Here is a 6,226-nt window from a genome sequence, read left to right on the forward strand (position 1 = left end):
AAGGGGAGTGGGACGGATGACGCCGGTGGTGGGCTCCGACGACGGGACGCAATACCACAAGGACTTCACCCTGAGCATCACCAAGGCGCTCGGCGACCAGCTGGCGGACGCACTGAAGAAGCTGGACCGGGCACCACTCGCCGAGGAGAGCATCGCGCGACTCAAAGAGAAGCCCGGGGTCTATCAGCTCTACTTGAACGGCAAGTTCGTCTACGTCGGCAAGGCCGACAAGTCGCTGCCGGTCCGCCTCAGCAACCACCTGCGCAAGATCTCGGGGCGTCGCAACATCTCCCTGGATGAGATGGCCTTCTCGTGCCTGTACGTAGCGGAGGACTTCTCCGCCCTCGCCCCAGAGCAGTTGCTCATCACCCACCACAAGGGCATGGGTGACATCCCCTGGAACAACAACGGCTTCGGCAACAAGGACCCTGGCCGCCAGCGCGACAGCACTGTCCTTAAGCGGAACCACTTCGACATCCTCTTCCCCATCGATTTGGACCGCCCGATCGATGGCCTGCGGCCTGGCGGGATGACGCTGCAGGAACTGTTGGAGGCGACCAAGGCAGGGCTCCCGTACAACTTCCGATACGGGAAGTCGGCGGACTTCAAGACTCGACATGTCCACGTGCCAGCGGCCGGGATGACAGCCGACGAGGTCTTTCAGTTGGTCTCGGCGGAGATACCGGCCAAGTGGCAGGTCACCGCCCTCATGGGCTACGTGATCATGTACGACGACAGCCCCAGCACGTACAAGAGCGCCTGGCGGTACTACCGCGCCGGTGAGCCGCTCAACGCAGTGCCGGAAGCCGAGCCGGCGGGAGACGTCGAAGTGGATCAGCCGATCTTCGGCGACTGATCGGGCCAAGGAGTCTCGCGCTGCCTTCAGGTGGAAGCTCGCTACCAGCGTGGCGTGAGGTGACACACTAGCGGCATGATCAGGGAACCTTCTGAGGCCGTCGTGATGGACGTTGGCACTGTCGAGGTCCCCTTGGGGCTGCTCGCGGAGGCGGGCCTGTCTCCAGGCGCCGCTGTCCTCACCTACAGCGACGGAGACGGGGGAATCGTCGTCCGCCGCAAGGCTGACGCGATTCGAGATCTTGTTGAGAACGGCACACTGTGAGACCTGCGGGTGTCACCGGAGGTTGCGTCCTTTTCCCGAGGGTGATCGTAGGGTGGATCCCCTGCTGGCCGGTGGCCATGCGGACAAGGGGACAGATGGGGGCTGTGTGGACGTGAACGTGAAACTCAGGCTGCAGTCGTCAAAGACCGTCGATGACCTCATCGGGCTGTCTGAATGGCTTCGGGGTGAGCGTCACCTGCAGGGCCGAGTTCAGCAGGTGCGGAGCAACCCCGAGCCTGGACAACTGGGCGGTGCGTTCGAAGTGGTTTCCGTGGCGCTGGGGTCTGGCGGGATCGCCACCGTGCTTGCCAGCTCCGTAGCGACCTGGCTGCAGAGCCGTCGCAGTGACCCGAAGCTACGGATCACGATTACGCGAGCGGACCGAACACTGGAGATTGAGGCCAGCAGTGCGGACGAGGCGGAGAATCTGATCAAGCGTTTCATGGATGGCACCCGTGGAGACTGAGGGTATCAGTCATGGTGAATCACATGCGGTGCTCATAGGTGTCTCGAGTTATCGAGACACTGCCTTTCCTGAGATCCCGGCCGCACTCAATAGTGTGCGCGGCATGTTTGACGTACTGACCGATCCTGAACTTTGCGGGTGGCCAGAGGATCGCGTAACCATCATTGAAAACCCTGAGAACGCTGCGGTGCTTGCGCAGAAACTTCGCCGGATCGCAGAGCAGACCAGCGATACACTATTGGTCTACTTCGTGGGGCACGGCGTAATCTCCGATCTAGGCGATGTCTGCCTTGCCGTACAGGGTACAGATTTGCGTGATCCGGATCTGACCGGTCTGGAGTATTCTAAAGTCCGGCATATTGTGATGGGGAGTCCAGCGCAAGTAAAAATCGTCGTTCTGGACTGCTGCTATTCTGGGCGCGTCATCCAGGGGTTGTCGGCCGGCGGTGACAGTCACTTTGCGGATGTCACCGCCGTGAGTGGCGCTTACACGTTGACTGCTGCAGACGCTGCGGCGCATGTCGTGCCGCTGGCTGAGCAGATCACCGTCCCAACCTCGTTCACCCGTGCGTTCCTGGACGTTGTGCGCGAAGGGATTCATGACGGCCCTTCCGCGCTTACGCTGGGCGATATCTATCGCGAACTTCGGCTGCTGATTCAATCGCGGGGGCTTCCGGAGCCGAATCGGCGCGGTACGGACACCGTCGACCTGTACACCTTCACTCGAAATATGGCGTTTCGTCCCCCTGAGTACACAGCGGAGCGCGCTGGCGATCTCACGGTCAGGCTGGTCACCCCGGAAGCCGAGGAGTCGTTGATTCGGCTCATGGAAAAGCAGGATCCAGTGGGTCTCACGCTGGAGAATCTGGCTACCCTCGATGATTCCCCCGGGATCTATCAGCTGTATCGCCGCCAGGCGCACAATGAAGGCGCGATTGTCTACGTTGGGCAGTCCGACCGCTCATTGCGGCAGCGCCTTCAAAGGCAGATGGTGAAAATTAGCGGACGCCTCAACATAGATGTCAATGAGATGTCCTTCGCGCGACTCTATGTAGAAGACGACCTATCCGTAGTGGATCCTGCGCGCCTGCTTGTTAATCGCTTGCGTGACCAAGGGGAGGAAATTCCTTGGCACATGAACGGGTTCGGCAACTCGGATCCTGGACGTAATCGCGACCGTACGGCACTCAAGTTTCAGCACTTTGACGCGCAGCACCCCATCAACCTCACCTGGGTGATTCGAGATCATGGTCCGAGTGAGCTGATGACTGTGCTTGAGTTCGCAACCTTGGTCAAGGGGAAATTTCCCTATCTTTTCAGGTTCGCTTATCAGGGTCGCGAGATTGAAACTGTCTCGGTGGAGGTGCCCGAGGGTGCCATTTCCGCAGATAAGGCATTCCGCCTGCTGGCTGCAGCGCTGGGGGCGGAGTGGCAGGTCAGCGCACTATCGGGGTACGTCGTGATGTATCGGGAGCGGGGTGTCGAGTACCCGAGTGCAACTCGGTACTACTGCGGCACGAGGGTGTGGAATAGCACCCCCGAGTTCTATGGCGCGTAGCGGCCTTGCTGTAAGAACTTCTAACGAAATGATCTTCAAGGTGGTTGGATCACTCTGGGGTCGTTGATCTGGGGGTGCGTGGTGGCTCGGCGGAAGCCGTGGGATGTCGAGGACGAGCTGTGGGCGGTGATCGAGCCGCTGCTGCCGAAGGTTGAGCGTCGGTTCCGGCATCCGGGACGGAAGCGGCATCCGGACCGGCAGGTGTTTCAGGGCATTTTGTTCGTGCTGCACACCGGGATCGCCTGGGAACACCTGCCGCAGGAACTCGGCTTCGGGTCGGGCATGACCTGCTGGCGTCGCCTGGCCGAGTGGACCGAGGCCGGCGTTTGGCCTCGCCTCCATGAAGCGCTCTTGGCCAAGCTCCGGAGCGCGGACGCCCTGGACTTCTCGCGGGCGGCGGTCGACGGCTCCCACATCCGGGCGTTAAAAGGGGCCCCAAGACGGGACGAAGCCCTGTTGACCGGGGCAGGACGGGCAGCAAGCACCACCTGATCACGGACGCCACCGGCATTCCACTCGCCGTCACCCTGACCGGCGGCAACCGCAACGACGTCACCCAGCTCATTCCACTTCTCCAGGCGGTGCCGCCCGTGCGGGGCAAGCGCGGCCGACCTCGGCGCCGCCCCGACGTCGTGCTGGGTGACCGCGGCTACGACCACGACAAGTACCGCCGCCTCGTCCGCGCGCTCCGCGTGAAGCCGCTGATCGCACGACGCGGCACCGAACACGGCTCCGGACTCGGAGCCCAACGCTGGGTTGTCGAGCGCGCCTTCGCCCACCTGCACTGGTTCCGCCGCTTGCGGATCCGATGGGAGATCCGCGACGACATCCACGAAGCCTTCCTCACCCTGGGACGCGCACTCATCTGCTGGCGACGCCTGGTCACAGCCGGTCCGCGCCCTCACCCTCCCGAAGCAGCCATTCCCGGACCGAAAAAGCGCGGTCAAAGAGCTGGCTGACCTGCATACCTTCCTCGCGTGAGGTCACCTTCGGCAGCGGGGTGAAGTCATCCGGAAGCACGTCCAACAGACTCCTCACGCGGTCTCCCGCCCGCAGAGTGATCAACAGCTCGCACCGCAGCTGACGCGGAACGTCAGGGCGGTGAGACAGGCTGTGCCACAAGGCCGGCCGCAAGTAGTGGGTGCCGTCGGGCGCCGCATTCACCTGCACCCAAACCGGGTCCAACCGCTGGCTCAGGCCGAGGTCACACGCCCGCTCCTCCAGCCAGAACAGCGAGGCCGAACGGACGGCTTTCAGCTCGCGAGGCAGCGGTTGATCGAAGTCCATCGCCCAATGCTGCCCGACGGCACCCCACGACGAGGAACCGACCCCAAAGTGTCATTCCGTTAGGAGTTCTAAGAGCGACTGGGCCCCTGCCGTGCCGAGCCCGCAGAAGGAGCGAGGCCAGCATGCGCCCGGCTCGCGAGCTCTTGCCCGTGGTTGACGCTCTCTCAGCGAGCTCCCCATCCATGGTGCGCCTCGGGGCCGTGTGGGCTCCAGCCGTTCAGGTAGGCGTTCGGGCTTCGGTTCGCGGGCGGTGGGCATGGCGGGCAGGCCGGTCAGTGGGTCGAGGCTGTGGACGTAGCGGCAAGCCCAGGCCAGTCAACGCTGTGCCGAGGCCGCACGCAGCTGCCTCATCTTCTCCGGGCGCTTCTAGCCGGCGCTCCTGGGCGTTGCGGTACGCGCTCAGGTCCGCTGCTTCCTGCCACTGGTGGGCCTGCACAGCGTCCAGGTCTCCCGATCCGGGGCCGAGGTGGGCGTTCCTGCCGTGCACATATCGGAAGGCCAGGCAGCGCCACCCGGCGGCGCGGAAGCTGTGGCGGAGCGGTGGACTGATCCCGCTCACAACAGGGTTGACGCGCTCCTCCCGGCGGAGCGCGGCCACGCCGTCGCCGTCGTCCTCGCGGACGCCCTTGAGGAAGAGAGCGCCGTCCAGGCGCGTGATCAGCGTCAACGCGACGGTGCAGCTCAGTCCTTGAGCCACCACCTCCGCCGCGATGACGCCGCCCGTCCGGGCCTCCACGGCTGCCCGGAGACCAGCGGGCAGCGCCTTCCACTCCACGCGCTCGATCATGTGTCCCTTCCGTGGGAAAGGAGGCGGCACCGGCTATCCGGCGCCTCCTCCGCTCAGTGGCCGGCTCAGTGGTCGGCCCTGCGTCTCGCCGCACTTACGGCAACGCTGCTTGCCGCTCCACGGCGTCCATTCGTGGTCGCAGTCGCCCAGTGTGTGCCACAGCTCAGCGGTCCCGCCGCTGCGGGAGCGCGAGGGAGAGACCCGGGGCCGGTGGACATGGCAGAACCCCGGCACGCCGTGATGGCGGCCGGGGTTCCTGGTGGAGCGACTGACGAGGCGTCGGGCGCCTCCGGGGTCAGGACGTGCTTGCCGGGGTTCCCAGCAGTGCCGACGCGGTTTCGAGCTGGGTGGGTGCGGCGGCGGGTACGTGCTCGGCGGCGTCCCGGCAGGTGAAGCCGAGGCGGACCAGCGCCCTGGTCACCTCACCGGCGGTGAAGTCGCGGCGGTCCTGCCGGGTGATCACTTCTCCCACCTGCTTGACGGGGTAGGTGCGGCGGTTGATGATCACGGACGCACCTGTGACGGGCTCGGGCTTGATGTGCTTCATCGCTTCCTGCACCTCGCTCTTGACGAGTTCGAAGGGGAAGCGGGCGATGACGCAGCGCATAGTGCCTCAGCGGGGTCGTGGGAAGACTGAATGGATGTGCCGGCCCGGACGGATCGGTAGGAGAGGCCGGGACACCCAGGGTGTACCCGTTCTCGTCGATCACGCGGGAGGCCCGCAGGGTCCGGTCGCGCACGGCGCTCTCCGCGTCGCCCGGAGGCGTCGCGGCGGAGCGGCGAGTCGTGCGGATGACCGGCTGAGTCACCGTTACGCGGCGTTGCCGAGAGTGGAGCGGCGCCGCGCCTGAGCGGGGCGGCTGCGCCGGCCGCGGGAGGAGGAGGCGCTGCGCTTCGGGCGTTCCACGACCGGGTTGGTGATGGTGACGGGGATGCCGGTGGGGGCCTGGGCGCCGGTGATGCGGGAGAGGGCGGCTTCGCCGGAGCGGACCTGGGTGGTCTGCGGCG

8 protein-coding genes and 1 pseudogene are annotated in these 6,226 nt (G+C 64.9%); 5 read left to right on the top strand and 4 right to left on the bottom strand.

Annotation, left to right across the window (positions count from 1 at the left end; genetic code table 11):
- Positions 1 to 16: 16 nt before the first annotated feature.
- The 5 genes from PV679_RS33175 (at position 17) to PV679_RS33195 (ending at position 4,103) form a co-directional block, all read left to right on the top strand.
- Positions 17 to 856 carry a GIY-YIG nuclease family protein gene (locus PV679_RS33175; protein WP_319684637.1) on the top strand — a complete coding sequence of 280 codons (840 nt, stop codon included), beginning with the start codon at positions 17 to 19 and terminating at the stop codon, positions 854 to 856.
- 75 nt (positions 857 to 931) lie between these two features.
- Entirely contained in the window at positions 932 to 1,120 is a 189-nt protein-coding gene (locus PV679_RS33180) for a hypothetical protein (protein ID WP_319684638.1), read from the top strand.
- 52 nt (positions 1,121 to 1,172) lie between these two features.
- Positions 1,173 to 1,586, top strand: a complete 414-nt coding sequence (locus tag PV679_RS33185; protein WP_319684640.1) for an effector-associated constant component EACC1 — start codon at positions 1,173 to 1,175, stop codon at positions 1,584 to 1,586.
- On the top strand, positions 1,567 to 3,144 hold the full coding sequence (locus tag PV679_RS33190) for a caspase family protein (protein ID WP_319684642.1): 1,578 nt from the start codon (positions 1,567 to 1,569) through the stop codon (positions 3,142 to 3,144). The genes PV679_RS33185 and PV679_RS33190 overlap by 20 nt, the downstream gene beginning before the upstream one ends.
- Positions 3,145 to 3,225: 81 nt before the next feature.
- Positions 3,226 to 4,103, top strand: a protein-coding gene (locus PV679_RS33195; RefSeq protein WP_319684643.1) for an IS5 family transposase whose coding sequence is annotated in 2 segments (ribosomal slippage) — positions 3,226 to 3,568 and positions 3,568 to 4,103 — 879 coding nt in all. Because the reading frame shifts where the segments join, the coding sequence is not laid out codon by codon here.
- Here PV679_RS33195 and PV679_RS33200 read toward each other — a convergent pair.
- From PV679_RS33200 to PV679_RS33215, 4 genes and pseudogenes are all read right to left on the bottom strand, one after another.
- Positions 4,027 to 4,431: a hypothetical protein gene (locus PV679_RS33200; RefSeq protein WP_319684644.1), complete on the bottom strand. Its 405-nt coding sequence runs from the start codon at positions 4,429 to 4,431 to the stop codon at positions 4,027 to 4,029. The two genes, PV679_RS33195 and PV679_RS33200, sit on opposite strands and share 77 nt — an antisense overlap.
- 217 nt (positions 4,432 to 4,648) lie before the next feature.
- Positions 4,649 to 5,218: a hypothetical protein gene (locus PV679_RS33205; RefSeq protein WP_319684645.1), complete on the bottom strand. Its 570-nt coding sequence runs from the start codon at positions 5,216 to 5,218 to the stop codon at positions 4,649 to 4,651.
- Positions 5,219 to 5,513: 295 nt separating this feature from the next.
- Positions 5,514 to 5,825 (bottom strand): SCO5918 family protein, encoded by a 312-nt coding sequence (locus PV679_RS33210; RefSeq protein WP_319684646.1) that lies wholly within the window; start codon positions 5,823 to 5,825, stop codon positions 5,514 to 5,516.
- Positions 5,826 to 6,029: 204 nt separating this feature from the next.
- Positions 6,030 to 6,226 (bottom strand): annotated as a pseudogene (locus PV679_RS33215) (ATP-dependent helicase); the annotation flags it as partial.

This window comes from Streptomyces sp. AK02-01A, assembly GCF_033795305.1.
Classification (GTDB): Bacteria; Actinomycetota; Actinomycetes; order Streptomycetales; family Streptomycetaceae; genus Streptomyces.